The organism is Bradyrhizobium sp. SZCCT0148 (assembly GCF_018129985.1).
In the GTDB taxonomy this organism is placed as follows: Bacteria; Pseudomonadota; Alphaproteobacteria; order Rhizobiales; family Xanthobacteraceae; genus Bradyrhizobium; species Bradyrhizobium japonicum_H.
This window is the reverse complement of the sequence record NZ_JAFCKT010000024.1, coordinates 13,587-29,104: the sequence shown is the minus strand read 5'-3', so window position 1 is coordinate 29,104 and position 15,518 is coordinate 13,587. Positions and strand designations below refer to the sequence as shown.

Below are 15,518 nucleotides of genomic sequence, written 5' to 3'. Positions count from 1 at the left end.
CTGCGATCACTCCGCCCTTGAGGGTGAAGGCGACGGTTCACTCTCCGCCAGCCGAAACCGCAGCGTGAACTCCGCGCCGCCGCCGGGGAGGTTCGCCACCGCCACCGTCGCGGCATGATCGTCGGCCACGGCGCGCACGATCGACAGCCCCAATCCTGCGCCGTCGCTGCGCCGGCGGTCGGCGCGCCAGAAACGCTGGAAGATCAGCTCACGCTCGGCCTCCGCGATCCCCGGACCACAATCGCGCACGCGGACCGAACCATCTTCGCCCACCTCGACATCGACGGTGGTGTCCTTCGCCGTGAACTTGATGGCGTTTTCGGCAAGGTTGAAGACCGCGCGCTGGAGCATCTCCGAATTGCCGTGGATCCTGACCGGCGCGTCGGTGCCCTTGAGCGCGATGTCCTTGTGCTGCGCGATCGCGAACGGAGCGATCGAGGCGACCACCTCGGCACAGACCGCGCGCAGATCCGCGGTTTCGCCGGGATCGAGCACCAGTGTGTCGAGCTCGGCGATCTCCAGCAACTGGGCGACGAGCCGGCTCATGGTTTCGATGTCGGCGTGCAGCGCCTGCCGTGCCGCATGATCGCCGAGCGTCTCGATCCGGGTGCGCAGGATCGCCAGCGGCGTGCGCAATTGATGCGCGGCATCCGCCGTGAACTGCCGCTGCACCCGAAAGCCGCCTTCGAGCCGGTCGAGCGCCTGGTTGACGGCGGTGACGAGCGGCAGGATCTCGCGCGGAATCTGCTCCGTCGGCAGGCGGATGTCGGTGCGCGCCGGTCCGATATTGCTGGCCTCTTCGGAGGCCTTCCACAGCGGCGCGATTGCACGGCGAAAGATGATTATGTCGGTCGCGAGCAGGATCAGCAGGATCGGGATGGTGATCCAGCCCACGCGTCGGAAGAAGTTCGAGACGATGTCGTCGATGATGACGTCACGGTGCGCGAGGTCCTCGGCGACCTGGATGCGCACCGTCCTGCCGTCAATGACGCGGGTGACGGCGGCCCCCGAAATGCTCTCCGATGACCGCGGTGCTGTGGGCGCGGTGCGCCGATGGGACGAGAACAGCAGCCTGCCCTCGGAATCGCGGATGTCGTACTGATAGCGGCCATAGGCATCCGAATAGAGGCCCTTCAGGCTGTCGGGCAGATTGAACGTCAGCAAACCGTCCGGTTGCGCAACGATGCGCTCGGCAAGCACTTCGGCCTGGGCGCGCATGGCATCGCGATGCAGCTGGTCGATCTCGGAGTTGAGCAGCCAGAACAGCACGAGCGGCAGGAAGATCGCGACCACCGCGACGGCGAGGATGTGCAGGAACACGATGCGCCAGATCAGCGATTTGAACGTCGGCGACCTGCCATAGGACCGGGCGCCTTGGAGCCTGCCTTGGAGCCTGTCTTGAGACCCGATCCGGGCCACGCTATTTCTCCACGTCCATGAGATAGCCGACGCCGCGGATGGTATGGATCACGACCTTGGCGCCGTGCTCAGCGAGCTGCTTGCGCAGTCGCGAGACGTAGACCTCGACCGCGTTGGAGGCGACCTCGCCCTCCAGTCCGAAGATGTGGTCCTCGACGTTCTTCTTCGGCACCACCCGGCCCTGACGGCGCAGCAGGATCTCCAGCACCGACGTCTCTCGCGAGGAGATGATCCGCGGCTGGTCGTCGACGAAGATCTGGCGGCTCTCGGTGTCGTAGACGAGGTTGGCGAGACTGAGCGAGCGGCCGAGCAGCTGGCCGGGCCGGCGCAGGATCGCCTCCAGCCGCGCGATCAGCTCCTCCATCGCGAAAGGCTTGGCGAGATAGTCGTCGGCGCCGCTGCGCAGGCCGCTGACGCGGTCCTGCAGGCCGCCGCGTGCGGTCAGCACCAGCACGGGAAGCGGCTCCATCTTGAGGCGCAGCTCGCGCAGCACCGACAGGCCGTCGCCGTCGGGCAGCCCGAGGTCGAGGATCATCGCAGCATAGCTGACGCTGCTCACCGCCTCGCGCGCCTCGGCCGCGCTGCCGACGATGTCGCTTTGATAGCCGGCCGCCGCCAGCCCGGCCGCGACGAGACGCGATAACTCGGCATTGTCCTCGACGATCAGAAGGCGCATGTACTCGACCAGAATTCCGGTATTTCAGAACCGCGGGACCCGCCGCGCTGCGGGATGTCTCCCATCATTCGGCGGCTACGACCAGTAAAAAAATGCGTCGTTGCGGTGTCGAGAGAACCGTAAGGTGTGCGTCAGGCAACGTTGATATGGGTTCCGCTTCGCCGCGACGCTCGCCCTGCCGCACGCACATGCGCCGCAAGAGTCGAACTGATCATCGACGCCAGGACAGCAAAAGCAATCGGCCTCGTCGTGCCGCCGGGCTTGCTCGCGCGCGCCGATGAGGCGATCGAATAGACAGTGATCCTTGCGCGCCCATCCCCTCATCCGGCAGTGACAGCGCGGATGTTGCTCAACTCCGGCCCATCCGTCTATAGCTTGATCGAAAGCCAGCCTCCGCCGAGGCGGCAGTCGACCGGAGTAGCTATGCCCCATCAAGACGACAGCATTGCAGCGAAGATCGAGGCGTTCATCCGGAGTGAAGTCATTCCCTATGAGAGGGATTCCCGGACAGGTCCGCACGGTCCGAGCGACGAGCTCGTGCAGGAGCTGCGCGACAAGGCGCGGAAGGCCGGCGTCCTGACGCCGCACATTCTCGCGGACGGGTCCCATCTCACGCAACGCGAGACTGCGAAGGCGCTGATCAAGACTGGCCTGTCTCCACTCGGTCCATTGGCGTGCAACACCATGGCGCCGGATGAAGGCAACATGTACCTGCTCGGCAAGGTCGGCAGCCCCGAGCAGAAATCGCGTTTTCTCGAACCGCTGGTGTCCGGCAAAGCGCGCTCGGCGTTCTTCATGACGGAGCCTGCCGATGCGGGCGGAGCCGGATCGGATCCGTCGATGATGCAGACGACGTGCCGGCTCGACGGCAACCATTGGGTCATCAACGGGCGAAAGAAGTTCATCACGGGAGCCGAGGGAGCGCGCGTCGGGATCGTCATGGCGAAGTCTGACGATGGCGCGTGCATGTTCCTCGTCGATCTGCCAAATCCCGCGATCCGCACGCTGCGCGTGCTGGATACGATCGACAATTCGATGCCCGGCGGACACGCGGAGATCGACATTGAAAACCTGCGGGTGCCGGCCGACCAGATGCTCGGCGCGTCCGGCGAGGGTTTCAAATATGCCCAAATTCGTTTGAGCCCCGCACGGCTGTCGCATTGCATGCGATGGCTGGGCCTCGCGATCCGCGCCAACGAGATTGCCACCGACTATGCCTGCCGCCGCCAGGCGTTCGGCAAGCCGCTCGTCGACCACGAGGGCGTCGGCTTCATGCTGGCGGAGAACCTGATCGATCTCCAGCAATCGGAGCTGATGATCGACTGGTGCGCCGGAGTGCTCGACACCGGCTCGCTCGGCACGACCGAGAGCTCCATGGCGAAGGTGGCCGTGTCGGAAGCACTGATGCGGGTTGCCGATCGCTGCGTTCAGGTGATGGGCGGCACAGGGGTCTCGACGGAGACGATCGTCGAGCAAGCCTTCCGCGAAATCCGTGCCTTCCAGATCTATGACGGGCCGACTGAAGTGCACAAATGGTCGCTGGCCAAGAAGATCAAGCGCGACTGGAAAGCGGCCCAAAGCTAGAGCGGCCCAAGCCTAGGGCGGCCCAAGGCTAGGGCGGCGCAGTGGCGTAGCGGCACAGGGAGGCCAGTCCGACTTGCCATTCAAATTGCTCCGCCCCCAACACCGGCTCCGGCTTCCGCCGCAGCGATTTTGTAAATTTTCTCATGGATTATCAAGCCGTTGGCTACTGTGCATGGGTTTGTTTTTTAACTTTTGGGGTAGCCACACTCTTGATCGCACAAGAAAACGCCCCGGGCTTTCGCTCCGGGGCGCTGCATTTAACCGGTGATGCGCTCAGCTCTGCGAGCGCCGTGCCATGAAGATGTCGTAGCCGACCTCGGCGACCTGGAACCAGGCGTAGCCGTCGCTCGTGAACTTGGCGAGGGAGTCGTGCACCTTCTTGAAATTGGCGTTGGTCGCGCCGACTTCGGCATGCAGCTCCTTGGCGGCCTTGTAGCATGCATCCATGATCGACGGCGAGAAGGCGTGCAGCTTGGTGCCGCCCGCCAGCAGCTTCTTCAGCGCCAGCGGATTGGCGGTGTCGTAGCGCGCCATCATGTAGTTGTTGGCGTAGTGGCCGGCCTGCTCAAGCACGCTCTGGTAATATTTCGGAAGCGCGTTCCACTTGTCGAGGTTGACGAAGGCGAGAAGCATTGGCCCGCCTTCCCACCAGCCGGGATAGTAGTAGTGCGGCGCGATCTTGTAGAAGCCGAGCTTCTCGTCGTCATAGGGGCCGACCCACTCGGCCGCATCGATGGTGCCCTTCTCCAGCGCCGGGTAGATGTCGCCGCCCGCGAGCTGCTGCGGCACCACGCCGAGCTTCTGGAGCACGCGGCCGGCAAAGCCGCCGACGCGGAATTTCATGCCCTTGAGATCGTCGGGCGTATTGACCTCTTTCCTGAACCAGCCGCCCATCTGACAGCCGGTGTTGCCCGCGAGCAGCGAGACGACGTTGTAGCTCTTATAGAACTCGTTCAGCACGTCGCGCCCGCCGCCCTGCATGTACCAGGCCTGGTTGATGCGCATGTTGGGGCCGAACGGCACGGATGACCCGAAGGTGAAGGTCGGATCCTTGCCGAAATAGTAATAGGAGGCGGTGTGGCCGATTTCGCAGGTGCCATTCTGCACGGCGTCGAGCACCTGGAGGCCCGGCACGATCTCGCCGGCCGCGAAGATCTGGATCTGGAATTTGTTGTCGGTCGCCTCGGCGACCATCTTGCACATCATCTCGGCGCCGCCGAACAGCGTGTCGAGCGATTTCGGCCAGCTCGTCGGCATGCGCCATTTGATTTCCGGCATCGACTGCGCAATCGCGGGAGCCGCAAGGGTGGCCGCGCCGGCCGCACCAAGTCCTGTGACCTTGATGAAGTCTCTTCTCTTCATGATTTCCTGCCCTGATGGTTCAGTGATTGTGAGCCTTCTTTCCGAGGCTTGCGGTCAGCATGACGCAAGCCGGGACCGAATGCCATCCCGATCGCACTGCGGCAAAGAAAAAGCCCGGCCTCCAGTGGAGGCCGGGCTTTCCGGTTTTGATTTGAGGTTGACTTGGCCTGGGCGATCAGCCGCGCGTGCGCGAGCGGATCATGAAGCTGTCGTAGGTGTATTCGGCGACCTGCCACCACAGATATTCGTCGGAGCGGTAAGCCTGCATGGCGTCGATCGACTTCTTGAAGTCGGGGTTCTTGGCCGAGATCTCGCCCCACAATTCGTTGGTCGCCTTGAGGCAGGCTTCCAGCACTTCGTTGGTGAAGGGACGCAGCTGGGTGCCGCCGGCAACCAGGCGCTTCAGGGCCGCCGGGTTCTGCATGTCGTAGCGCGCGGCCATCCAGGTGTTGGCATTGGCCGTCGCGTTGGTGAGGATCGCCTGGTAGTTCTTCGGCAGCGCATTGAACTTTTCCAGGTTGGCGAAGGCGTGGACGGTCGGACCGCCTTCCCAGAAGCCCGGGTAGTAGTAGTACTTGGCGACCTTGGCGAAGCCGAGCTTTTCGTCATCGTAGGGGCCGACCCACTCGGCGGCGTCGATGGTGCCCTTTTCGAGCGCCGGATAGATGTCGCCGCCGGCGAGCTGCTGCGGCACCACGCCGACCTTCTGGAGCACCTGGCCAGCAATGCCGCCGATGCGCATCTTCAGGCCGGAGAGGTCGGCAACGGTCTTGATCTCCTTGCGGAACCAGCCGCCCATCTGGGTGCCGGTGTTGCCGCAGGGGAAGCCGATCACGTTCGACTTCTTGAAGAACTCGTTGGCGAGCTCATTGCCGCCGCCCTGGTAGAGCCACGAGTTCTGCTGGCGCGCATTGAGGCCGAACGGCACCGACGCAAAGATCGAGAAGGTCGGGTCCTTGCCGACATAGTAGTAGGACACCGTATGGCACATCTCGACCGTGCCGCTGGAGGTCGCATCCAGCGCCTGCAGACCGGGAACGAGCTCACCGGCGGCGAACACCTGGATCTGGAATTTGTTGTCGGTCATCTCGGCGACGTACTTCGCCACCTGCTCGGCACCGCCATAAATGGTATCGAGCGACTTCGGGAAGCTCGAAGTCAGGCGCCACTTCACCTCGGGCGAGGATTGCGCGATCGCCGGCGAGGCAACTGCGGTCGCCGCCGCGCCTGCTGCCGACACTTTCAGAAAATCACGACGCTTCATCTTCAGGTCTCTCCTTGCTGGGGCGTTTCCCCTTGACTTCTCTTCTTGCCGCCGCTCATTCCGGCGACGCGTTAGGCCGCGTCGAACCGAAGGGGCTTGACCGCCGTGGGCCTTTACCACGGAAGCCCCGCCTGCGGAACGCGACAATGGCATGACGGGGCTCTACGAAAGTCGCATGTCCCCAATAAGACCAGCGTGGCCGCGGGGGCCGGCTCAGGCCGCCGCGATGACGCCCTTGAGCTGGTCGCGAACCTGCCCTGCGATGGCGCGGTAGATCGCCGCATGGGGACCGTCCGGCTCGCTATCGACGACGGGATTGCCTGCATCCGAGGTGGCGCGAATCGCCATGTGCAGCGGGATCTCGCCGAGGAAGGGGACCTCGAGCTTCTCGGCCTCGTGCCGCGCCCCGCCATGGCCGAAAATGTCCGATCGCGTGCCGCAATGCGGGCACTGGAAGTAGCTCATGTTCTCGACGATGCCGAGCACCGGCACGTTGACCTTCTTGAACATGGCAAGCCCCCGCCTCGCGTCGATCAGGGACAGGTCCTGCGGGGTCGAGACGATCACCGCGCCCTTGAGCGGCACGTTCTGCGCCAGCGTGAGCTGGGCATCGCCGGTGCCCGGCGGCATGTCGACGACCAGCACGTCGAGCTTGCCCCATTCGACATCCCGCAGCATCTGGGTCACCGCCGACATCACCATGGGACCGCGCCAGATCATCGCGGTCTCTTCCTCGACCAGGAAACCGATCGACATGATGGCGAGACCGAAGCGCCGCAGCGGAATCATTTTTCGCTCACCGTTCAACTCCGGCTTGTCGTGCAGGCCGGTCAGCCTTGGCACCGAGGGGCCGTAGATGTCGGCATCGAGCAACCCGACCTTGAGGCCGAGGTCGCGCAGACCGAGAGCCAGGTTCAGTGCGGTGGTCGACTTGCCGACGCCGCCCTTCCCGGAGGCGACCGCGATCACGGCGGCAACGCCCGGAATTTCCGACTGCCGCGCCATCGGCGATTGGGCGCCGCCCTGTGGCGGCGGCTTGTGGGCATGGACCGGCTGAACGCCGGGCGTGCCGCGGCTCGGTTGCGGAGGTGGCGGCGGCGCAGAGCCCGGCTTGCGCTCGGCGGTCAGCGCCACCATGACGGTGGTGACGCCGGGAATGGCGCGCACGGCGGCCTCCGCTTCGGCCCGGATCGACTCCCAGGCCCTCGCCTCGCCGGCATCGACGTTGATCGAGAAGAACACCTTGCCGTCGGACGCGCTGATCGCGCTCAGCACATTGGCGTTGGTGAGCGCGACCCCGCGGGGGGATTTGATCCGGGCGAGGCTGTCGAGAACCTGTTGCTGCGTCACGCTCAAAGCGCATCTCCTCAAAGTTCAGGATGCCCCATTAGAGCGGAAACGCCCAAAAGGCTACTGCCTGCCGATATCGTCAGCCTTCTCGACGGGCGCTGCCCCCTGCTCCTTGGCGGCCTCGTAATTCAGCTCGATCATGACCCCGTTGGGGTCGTTGACGAAGATCTGCCAGAGGTCTCCGCCGGGCACCTGGCGGGAGTCGAACGTCATGCCCTTGGATGCCAGCCGCTGCTTCATGCCGTCGAAGCCGCGACTGACGAAGGCGACATGATGGACAACGCCGGAATCCGGCTTTTGCGGCTCGGCGGTCGCGGAAATATCGACGAGGTGCACCACCGCCTTGCCCTCGCTGTACATCCAGGCACCGGGGAAGGCGAAATTCGGCCGGGCGCCTTTTTCCAGGCCCAGCACATCCTCGTAGAAGCGGACCGTCTCGGCCAGCTGCCGGGTCCGGATGTTGAAATGATCGAGGACGCCAACGCTCACGCCGCCCATGCTTTCGCTCCCTTTTTTGAAGTCCTTGGATCCGCCATCCTAGCACAGGGGGCCGCCAAACGAAGCCGTTGCCCTCTGCCCTTAACGGTTTATGGTGCGCCTCCGGTCCGCCCTCGCGGTGGAACTTCGAGGACGCCGCCCTGGCGCCCTCGCCCGGCTGCAACCGTAAAACTCAAGCTACGGACAAGGTACCACACATGGCAAAAGTCGCTTTCCTCGGTCTCGGCGTGATGGGCTATCCCATGGCTGGACACCTCGTGAAAAAAGGGGGCCATGAGGTCACCGTTTACAATCGCACCGCGGCCAAGGCGAAGGAATGGGCGGACAAGTTCGGCGGCAAGACCGCCCCGACCCCGAAGGCCGCCGCCGAAGGCCAGGATTTCGTGATGTGCTGCGTCGGCAACGACAACGATCTGCGCGCGGTCACGATCGGCGCCGACGGCGCCTTCGCCGGCATGAAGAAGGGTGCGACCTTCGTCGATCACACCACCGCCTCTGCCGAAGTCGCGCGTGAGCTGGATGCGGCCGCGACCAAGGCCGGCTTCAAGTTCGTCGACGCGCCGGTCTCCGGCGGCCAGGCCGGCGCCGAGAACGGCGTTCTGACGGTGATGTGCGGCGGCGCCGAGGGCGCCTATGCCGGCGCCGAGCCGATCATCACGGGGGCCTATGCGCGGATGTGCAAGTTGCTCGGGCCCGCGGGCAGCGGCCAGCTCACCAAGATGGTCAACCAGATCTGCATCGCCGGCCTGGTGCAGGGTCTCTCCGAGGGGATCCACTTCGCCAAGAAGAGCGGCCTCGACGTCGCCGCGGTGATCGAGACCATTTCCAAGGGTGCGGCGCAATCCTGGCAGATGGAAAATCGCTACAAGACCATGAACGAGGACAAGTACGATTTCGGCTTCGCAGTGGAATGGATGCGCAAGGACCTCTCGATCGCGCTGGCGGAAGCCCGCCGCAACGGCGCCAACCTGCCTGTCACCGCGCTGGTGGATCAGTTCTACTCAGAGGTCGAGAAGATGGGCGGCAAGCGCTGGGATACGTCGAGCCTGCTGGCGCGGCTGCAACGCTGATGAACGCATGAGGGCCGCAGCCGGGCAGCTGCGACCCTCGCGGGTCTCGACGCGGCACTCGCCGCGACGAGGCTCGCATTGAGTCGAAGAACGAATTCCGGGGGGAATTGACTTGCTGAGCGTGATAGCCGCCATTTTCATCGTTGCGTATGCTGCCATCGCGCTCGAACACCCGCTCGGCGTCAACAAGAGCGCCTCGGCTCTCCTGGGAGCCGGTCTGCTCTGGACCATTTACGCGCTGTCCGTCGGCGACGCCTCGCTCGTCAACCACCAACTCGACGAATCCGTCGCCTCGACCGCGCAGATCGTCTTCTTTTTGATCGGCGCCATGACGATCGTCGAGGTGATCGACGCCCACAACGGCTTTGAAGTCATCACCTCGATCATCCGCACCACGAAGCAGACCTCGCTGATGTGGATCATCGGCTTCGTCACGTTCTTCCTGAGCGCGATCCTCGACAATCTGACGACAACCATCGTGATGATCTCGCTGATCCAGAAGCTGATCGGCAACAAGAGCGATCGTCTGCTGTTCGCCTCCATCATCGTCATCGCGGCCAACGCTGGCGGCGCGTGGACCGTGATCGGCGACGTCACGACGACGATGCTCTGGATCGGAGGGCAGATCACTCCCCTCAGCATCATGAAGTCGGTGTTCCTGCCGTCGCTGGTCAACCTTCTGATCCCGCTGTTCATCATCGGCTATTCGCTCAGGGGAAAAGAGATCGTCCCTCCGCTGCAAGGGGGAGAGCAGGCCCTCAGGGTCGAGGCGTTCGAGCGCAATCTGATGTTCTATCTCGGCCTCGGCACCCTGGTTGCGGTCCCGGTCTTCAAGGCCGTGACGCACCTTGCGCCCTTCATGGGTATTCTTTTCGGGCTGGGCATCCTCTGGCTGGTCGGCGAGATCGTTCACCGCCACAAGGACGAGGACGCGCGCCGTCCCCTCACCCTCGTCCATGCGCTGACGCGCATCGACATGAGCTCCATCGTTTTCTTCGTCGGCATCCTCATGGCCGTCGCGTGCCTGGAGCATGCTCGCGTGCTGGAACTGTTGGCGAAATGGCTCGACGTCACGGTCGGGCGCCTCGACATTATCGTTATCCTGCTCGGCCTCCTGAGCGCCATCATCGACAACGTACCGCTCGTCGCCGCGACGATGGGCATGTACAATCTGGTGCAATATCCGCCCGACAGCTTCATCTGGGAGTTCATCGCCTATTGCGCCGGCACCGGCGGCTCGATCCTGATCATCGGCTCGGCCGCGGGCGTCGCCGCGATGGGCCTGGAGAAGATCGAGTTCTTCTGGTACGCCCGCCGCATCGCAGGCCCCGCGCTGGTGGGATATCTGGCGGGAGCGATGGTCTACATCGTGCAGCACGCGGCGCTGCACTGACGGCGGGCCAGAATCAAATTAACGCCGGGTTAACGTAATTCTTTAGCTCCTTAAGTCACCTCTTAAGGATTTCTTGCCAGAGATAGAGAATGCAGAAGGCCCGCGTCCGGCGCGGGCAGGAATCGTTGTTGCTTGATGAGTAACCCCGCTGAAAAGCCCGAGGTCGTGCAGCTTCCGGCCGAGCCGGTGAGCGCTCCATCGGCGAGCAGCCGGAGGGCCGCGGCGCAGCGGGTACGCGAGGCGCGGGACAAGTTAACGTCGACCAGTGGAACCCGGCCTGCCTTCGACGCGGAGATGCTGCGCCAATACGCCCAGACGCGGCTGTCGGCTTCCTATGTCGTGATGCTGCTGGTGGTCGCGACCGGCGTGCTGTTCGGCCTGTGGATGCAGCCGATCCCGGCCGCCGCGTGGACCGCCGGCATGCTCTGCCTCCACGCCGCGATGATCCGCAGCTGCCGTCGCTTCCTCACCGAGCCCGCCTCGCCCGCGGCGACGCGGGCATGGCGGACGCGTTTCGTTGTGCTCGACCTGCTCTACGGCCTGTGCTGGATGGCGATCCTGATCCATCCCGTGCTCGACATGGTCACGGAAACGCTGATGATGTTCCTGATGCTGCTGGTGATCGCAGTGTCGAGCATGCTCGCGGCCAATCTGCCGATCGCAGCCCTCGCCGCAACCGCGCCGGTCGCGGTCGCGATGGCGCTGAGCTTCGTGATGACGGGCTCGCTGGACAATTACATCCTGGCCGCGCTCGCGCTGGCCGCCGAAGGCTATTTCGTGCTGCTGGCTCATCGCCTGCACTCCTCGACCTTCGCCACGCTGGAAGCGCGCGCCGAGAAGGACGCGCTGATCGGCGAACTCGAACAGGCCAAGGCGATCTCGGACGAAGCGCGTCACCGCGCCGAATCTGCCAACGTCGCCAAGTCGCGCTTCCTCGCGCAGATGAGCCACGAGCTGCGCACGCCGCTGAACGCCATCCTCGGCTTCTCAGAGGTGATGAAGAGCGAGATCTTCGGCGCGCATGCGGTGCCGGTCTACAAGGAGTACTCGGCGGACATCCATAATTCCGGCGTGCACCTGCTCAACCTCATCAACGAGATCCTCGACCTCTCGCGGATCGAGGCCGGCCGCTACGAACTCAACGAGGAAGCGGTTTCGCTGGTCGGCATCGTCGCCGACTGCCATCATCTGATGAAGCTGCGCGCCTCCAGCCGCGGCATCACCATTCACGAGGTGTTGGAGCAGGCCATGCCGCGGCTGTGGGCCGACGAACGCGCGATCCGCCAGGTCGTGCTCAACCTGCTCTCCAACTCGATCAAGTTCACCCCGCAAGGCGGCGAGATCTGGCTCAAGGCCGGCTGGACCGCCTCGGGCGGACAATATCTCTCGGTGCGGGATTCCGGCTCCGGAATCCCCGAGGACGAGATCCCGGTCGTTCTCGCCTCGTTCGGCCAGGGCTCCAACTCGATCAAGTCCGCCGAACAGGGCGCCGGGCTCGGCCTGCCGATCGCCAAGAATCTGATCGACCTGCATGGCGGCACGTTCACGCTGAAATCGAAGCTGCGCATCGGCACCGAGGTGATCGTCACCTTCCCGCCGGAGCGCGTGATGAGCGCACTGGCGCCGCTTTCGGATGATTCCCCGCCGCTCCAGCCGGAGAGTTCCGTCCTGCCCGAGGAGAAGCGCCGGCCGCGCCACAAACCGATCATGAGCGCAGGCACAGGCTCCTAACCAGATGCTTGCAGACATGCCCGACAATCCCCCACTATGTCCCAATGAGCAAAGAAACGCCGTGCGTCGCCGTCTGCATGATCGATCCCAGGACCAAGCTGTGCTTCGGCTGCGGCCGGACGTTGCCCGAGATCGCGCGCTGGCACGCCATGGAAAGCGCGGACCGGCTCGCGGTCATGGCGCTGTTGCCGGCCCGCATGACCAACGCTGGACTGGCGCCGATCGCGGCATCGCCAAAACGAACCTGACAGGCTTGCGTGCCTGCGGAGGCGCGCGATGATCCGCTTCCTGCTCGTTCTCGCCATGCTCGCCGGCACGGCAGGCGCAGTCGTCGCCTATGGCGACCCCGATCAGATCGCGCGCGCCAGCCACAAGGTCTCGCACATCTTCCGCGGTCAGACGGTAACGCCCGCCCCCGCCGTACAGATCCCGCGCGGCCAGCGCGGTGAATTCGCGCTGCGTGCGAAGATCAACGGCGTCGCCGCGCCGATGGTGATCGATACCGGCGCGACGTCGGTGGTGCTGACCTGGGAAACCGCCAAAGCGATCGGCCTGCCGCTCGAAATGCTCGAATACGATGTCGACCTCGAAACCGCGGGCGGCCATACCAAGGCGGCCCGCCTCACGCTCGACCGTCTCTCCGTCGGTCATCTCGTCGAAAAATCGGTGCCGGCCCTCGTCGTCCAGCCCGGACAGATGAAGATCAATCTGCTCGGCATGAGCTTCCTCGACCGCCTGGAGAGCTGGGGCGTGCGCGCCGACAAGCTGATGCTGACCGGCTATCCCGAGCTTCAGAGCAGCCACCGCCGCTCGCGCACGGCGATCGACTAGCAACCTCGGCGCCTAGCGCACGAGGCACGCGACGATGGCGCTCGTGCTTGCAATGTGCAAGCCGCTGCACGTCGGTCAGATTGGTGCCCATGCGCAATCCGCGATCGAGGCTGCGCGGTTGCATCGCGGGACTGTCGGGATGCGTTGCGACCTGCTTCTCCCAGATCTGCCTGATTGCTCATCCCCGTTATCAGATCAGGCTGGACTTGCCGCGGCTGAGTACCTCGCCCGCGCCCTTGTCACCGACGATCTTGCCGTGCTCGTACACCACACGTCCCCGCGCGATCGTGGTGACCGGCCAGCCGGTGACGTTAAAGTCTTCCCAGGGCGTATAGTCGGAGCCGTGATGCAGATCGGCCTGCCGGATCGGCTTTGTCAGCTTCGGATCCCACAGCACGATATCCGCGTCGAAGCCCACCCCGATCGAGCCCTTGCGCGGATAGAGGCCGTAGATGCGCGCATGGTTGGTCGCGGTCAGCTCGACGAATTTCTGCAGGCTGATCCGCCCCTTCGAGACGCCTTCCGAGAACAGGATCGGCAGCCGCGTCTCGACGCCGGGAATGCCGTTCGGTACCCAGCGGAACGAGGTGCGTGCATTCGGCGTCAGCTTGCCCTGGGGATCATCGTAGCGGAACGGGCAGTGGTCGGATGAAAAGGTCTGGAACACGCCGGTCGTGATGCCCTCCCAGATCGCCTGCTGGCTTTCGACGTCGCGCGGCGGCGGCGAACAGACATATTTCGCTCCCGTGATGTCCATGTTCAGGCCCTTCATGTCGTCGGCCGTCAGCGTGATGTATTGCGGACAGGTCTCGGCATGCACCGGCAGTCCGCGCTGCTGGGCCCAGCGCACCTGCTCCATCGCCTCTCGGCCTGAGACATGCACGATCATGATGGGAACGCCGATCACCTCGGCATGGCTGATGGCGCGGTGCGTCGCCTCGCGCTCGACGGCCTGGGGCCGCGACACGCCGTGGTAATAGGGCGCGATGTGGCCTTCGCGCTCGAGCTTGCTAGTGAGGAAGCGGATCGCGTCATAGCCTTCGCAATGGACCATCACCAGCGCCTCTTCGCGGCGCGCCACGTCGAACACCTCAAGCAGTTGGCCGTCGCTGAGCACGAGATCGTCATAGGTCATGAACACCTTGAACGAGGTGTAGCCGTCCTTGACCAGCGCCGGCAGCTCCTGCCCGAGCACGACCGCGGTCGGATCGGAGATGATGAGATGGAACGCGGTGTCGATGTAGCACTCGCCCTCGGCAAGCTTGCGGTAGTTCTCGACGCAGGTGCGCAGCGACGTGCCCTTCTCCTGCAGCGCGAAGGGCAGCACCATGGTGTTACCGCCGGCCGCGGCCGCGCGCGTCGCCGAGGCAAAATCGTCGGCCATCACCACGTCGGGGCCCGACGGCTGCGAAATATGGACGTGGCTGTCGATCCCGCCCGGTAGCGCCAGCAACCCTGTCGCGTCGATCTCGCGCGACGCGCCCTCGATGCAATCGGCAATGCTGACGATGCGGCCGTCGCGAATGCCGATATCGGCGCGGAACTCGTCGCTGGCCGTCACGATGGTGCCGCCGCGAATGGCGAGATCGAGCTGGGTCACAGGCGCCTCCGTTATTCGTTGACCGCGGGTGTCTGGAAGATCCGGCCCCACGACGCAAGAGCAGCGACGTCACCGCCGGCAAGCGCCAGCGTTCGCCACAGCGTGACCGCGACCGAGTCGAGCACCGCGATGCCCAATTCCCGTTCGAGCGAGGCCGCGAGCACAGCGCCGTCGAGATTGGTGCAGAGAATGACGACCGCATCGGCGCCGTCCGCCGCGACCGCGCGGATCATGTCCGCGATGGTCGCAGGCGGGACCTCGCCGAAGGAGAAATTGTCGCGCAGGCCGAGATGCCGCTCGGCATGCGGAACGATGCCCTCTTCGGCCCAGACGTCGCCGATCCGCCGCTGGACGTCGTCGGTGTAGGGCGAGACCAGGCCGACGCGCCTCGCTCGAAGCGCCCGGGCGGCGTCGATGCAGGCGAGCGTGGACGTCGTCGCCGGCACGCGCGTACGCGCCGTGATTGCTTCGCACAGGCTCCTGTCCCGCCCGATGCCGAGCCAGCTCGCCGAGGTTCCGTTCCAGGCGATCGCGTCGACCTTGGCATCGGCCAGCAGGTCCGCCGCCGGCAGCATCACCGAGGCGTCGAACTGGTTGAGCGCGGCGGTATCGAGCGCAATCTCGGTGACGCGGAAGCGCGAGAAATGCGCGGTGACAGGCACGCCATGCAGCATGGCGCTGGTGACGGGCTCGAGCACCGAGTTGGAGGACGGCGTGATCATGCCGAGACGCTTGCGCAT

14 protein-coding genes are annotated in these 15,518 nt (G+C 64.6%); 6 read left to right on the top strand and 8 right to left on the bottom strand.

From position 1 onward, the window contains the following. Positions 1 to 6: 6 nt before the first annotated feature. Both JQ580_RS32410 and JQ580_RS32405 read right to left on the bottom strand, forming a co-directional pair. Positions 7 to 1,419: a sensor histidine kinase gene (locus tag JQ580_RS32410; RefSeq protein ID WP_409363241.1), complete on the bottom strand. Its 1,413-nt coding sequence runs from the start codon at positions 1,417 to 1,419 to the stop codon at positions 7 to 9. A gap of 1 nt (position 1,420) precedes the next feature. Next, the gene (locus JQ580_RS32405; protein ID WP_212285223.1) at positions 1,421 to 2,095 is read right to left on the bottom strand and encodes a response regulator; all 675 of its coding nucleotides are present in this window, start codon (positions 2,093 to 2,095) and stop codon (positions 1,421 to 1,423) included. Between the two features lie 423 nt (positions 2,096 to 2,518). Between JQ580_RS32405 and JQ580_RS32400 the strand changes: the two genes are divergently transcribed. Next, positions 2,519 to 3,679, top strand: coding sequence for an acyl-CoA dehydrogenase family protein (locus tag JQ580_RS32400; protein WP_212285221.1), 1,161 nt, complete (start codon positions 2,519 to 2,521; stop codon positions 3,677 to 3,679). 273 nt (positions 3,680 to 3,952) lie between these two features. Here the strand turns inward: JQ580_RS32400 and JQ580_RS32395 are convergent, their stop codons facing one another. From JQ580_RS32395 to JQ580_RS32380, 4 genes are all read right to left on the bottom strand, one after another. Further along, positions 3,953 to 5,041: a TRAP transporter substrate-binding protein gene (locus JQ580_RS32395; protein WP_106950391.1), complete on the bottom strand. Its 1,089-nt coding sequence runs from the start codon at positions 5,039 to 5,041 to the stop codon at positions 3,953 to 3,955. A gap of 175 nt (positions 5,042 to 5,216) precedes the next feature. Next, positions 5,217 to 6,305 (bottom strand): TRAP transporter substrate-binding protein, encoded by a 1,089-nt coding sequence (locus JQ580_RS32390; RefSeq protein WP_212285219.1) that lies wholly within the window; start codon positions 6,303 to 6,305, stop codon positions 5,217 to 5,219. A 213-nt stretch (positions 6,306 to 6,518) separates the two neighbouring features. Next, positions 6,519 to 7,661, bottom strand: a complete 1,143-nt coding sequence (locus tag JQ580_RS32385; protein ID WP_212285217.1) for an Mrp/NBP35 family ATP-binding protein — start codon at positions 7,659 to 7,661, stop codon at positions 6,519 to 6,521. 54 nt (positions 7,662 to 7,715) lie between these two features. Next, a complete protein-coding gene (locus tag JQ580_RS32380; RefSeq protein ID WP_212285216.1) occupies positions 7,716 to 8,153 on the bottom strand; it encodes a VOC family protein in 438 nt (145 codons plus the stop codon). Positions 8,154 to 8,350: 197 nt separating this feature from the next. Here JQ580_RS32380 and JQ580_RS32375 point away from each other — a divergent pair, with 197 nt between their 5' ends. The 5 genes from JQ580_RS32375 (at position 8,351) to JQ580_RS32355 (ending at position 13,178) form a co-directional block, all read left to right on the top strand. Further along, a complete protein-coding gene (locus JQ580_RS32375) occupies positions 8,351 to 9,223 on the top strand; it encodes an NAD(P)-dependent oxidoreductase (protein ID WP_212285214.1) in 873 nt (290 codons plus the stop codon). 112 nt (positions 9,224 to 9,335) lie between these two features. Beyond that, positions 9,336 to 10,616, top strand: a complete 1,281-nt coding sequence (nhaD, locus tag JQ580_RS32370; protein WP_212285212.1) for a sodium:proton antiporter NhaD — start codon at positions 9,336 to 9,338, stop codon at positions 10,614 to 10,616. Between the two features lie 135 nt (positions 10,617 to 10,751). Further along, positions 10,752 to 12,347 carry a sensor histidine kinase gene (locus JQ580_RS32365; RefSeq protein ID WP_212285210.1) on the top strand — a complete coding sequence of 532 codons (1,596 nt, stop codon included), beginning with the start codon at positions 10,752 to 10,754 and terminating at the stop codon, positions 12,345 to 12,347. 44 nt (positions 12,348 to 12,391) lie between these two features. Next, positions 12,392 to 12,595, top strand: a complete 204-nt coding sequence (locus tag JQ580_RS32360) for a DUF1289 domain-containing protein (RefSeq protein WP_212285208.1) — start codon at positions 12,392 to 12,394, stop codon at positions 12,593 to 12,595. 28 nt (positions 12,596 to 12,623) lie between these two features. After that, positions 12,624 to 13,178, top strand: a complete 555-nt coding sequence (locus tag JQ580_RS32355) for a TIGR02281 family clan AA aspartic protease (RefSeq protein ID WP_212285206.1) — start codon at positions 12,624 to 12,626, stop codon at positions 13,176 to 13,178. A gap of 190 nt (positions 13,179 to 13,368) precedes the next feature. Here the strand turns inward: JQ580_RS32355 and hydA are convergent, their stop codons facing one another. Both hydA and JQ580_RS32345 read right to left on the bottom strand, forming a co-directional pair. Then, on the bottom strand, positions 13,369 to 14,778 hold the full coding sequence (gene hydA, locus JQ580_RS32350; protein ID WP_212285205.1) for a dihydropyrimidinase: 1,410 nt from the start codon (positions 14,776 to 14,778) through the stop codon (positions 13,369 to 13,371). Between the two features lie 11 nt (positions 14,779 to 14,789). After that, the gene (locus JQ580_RS32345; protein ID WP_212285203.1) at positions 14,790 to 15,518 is read right to left on the bottom strand and encodes a maleate cis-trans isomerase family protein; all 729 of its coding nucleotides are present in this window, start codon (positions 15,516 to 15,518) and stop codon (positions 14,790 to 14,792) included.

Coding starts and splice junctions, on each gene's coding strand:
- JQ580_RS32375 (WP_212285214.1), top strand. CDS start 8,351: ATGGCAAAAGTCGCTTTCCTCGGTCTCGGCGTGATGGGCTATCCCATG.
- JQ580_RS32360 (WP_212285208.1), top strand. CDS start 12,392: ATGAGCAAAGAAACGCCGTGCGTCGCCGTCTGCATGATCGATCCCAGG.
- JQ580_RS32345 (WP_212285203.1), bottom strand. CDS start 15,518: ATGCGCAAGCGTCTCGGCATGATCACGCCGTCCTCCAACTCGGTGCTC.
- JQ580_RS32400 (WP_212285221.1), top strand. CDS start 2,519: ATGCCCCATCAAGACGACAGCATTGCAGCGAAGATCGAGGCGTTCATC.
- JQ580_RS32355 (WP_212285206.1), top strand. CDS start 12,624: ATGATCCGCTTCCTGCTCGTTCTCGCCATGCTCGCCGGCACGGCAGGC.
- JQ580_RS32405 (WP_212285223.1), bottom strand. CDS start 2,095: ATGCGCCTTCTGATCGTCGAGGACAATGCCGAGTTATCGCGTCTCGTC.
- JQ580_RS32390 (WP_212285219.1), bottom strand. CDS start 6,305: ATGAAGCGTCGTGATTTTCTGAAAGTGTCGGCAGCAGGCGCGGCGGCG.
- JQ580_RS32395 (WP_106950391.1), bottom strand. CDS start 5,041: ATGAAGAGAAGAGACTTCATCAAGGTCACAGGACTTGGTGCGGCCGGC.
- JQ580_RS32380 (WP_212285216.1), bottom strand. CDS start 8,153: ATGGGCGGCGTGAGCGTTGGCGTCCTCGATCATTTCAACATCCGGACC.
- JQ580_RS32365 (WP_212285210.1), top strand. CDS start 10,752: ATGAGTAACCCCGCTGAAAAGCCCGAGGTCGTGCAGCTTCCGGCCGAG.